Origin of the sequence: Rhizobium ecuadorense (assembly GCF_001187535.1) — a bacterium.
Taxonomy (GTDB): Bacteria; Pseudomonadota; Alphaproteobacteria; order Rhizobiales; family Rhizobiaceae; genus Rhizobium; species Rhizobium ecuadorense.
Genome location: NZ_LFIO01001870.1, coordinates 1 through 229, shown reverse-complemented (window position 1 = coordinate 229; position 229 = coordinate 1). Strand labels below are relative to the sequence as shown.

The window sequence follows — 229 nt, the reverse complement described above, 5'->3', positions numbered from 1 at the left end:
CGGCCGTTTCGCGGCGAAGCGAGACCGTGACGATCTCCGCGCCGGACCGGCTCACCGCCTCGGCAAGGACGGCCGGTGACGGATAACGCGCGGTACCGAGCAGAAGCCGCGAAGACAGTGCAGCATCATAAAGAGAAAGCATGGATCAACCTCCCTGCATCGGGGACAGGATTTCGATACGATCACCGTCGTCGAGTCGGTGGCCGGCTCGGTCCTCGCGATGCACGAG

General features: G+C 64.2%; 1 protein-coding gene and 1 pseudogene. Both read right to left on the bottom strand.

Annotation, left to right across the window (positions count from 1 at the left end; all coding sequences use genetic code 11):
- A pseudogene (locus AF337_RS39200) lies at positions 1 to 142 on the bottom strand (thiazole synthase); the annotation flags it as partial.
- Positions 143 to 145: 3 nt separating this feature from the next.
- Positions 146 to 229: sulfur carrier protein ThiS (gene thiS / locus AF337_RS39195; protein WP_193393709.1), on the bottom strand; the 84-nt coding region annotated here is incomplete at its 5' end.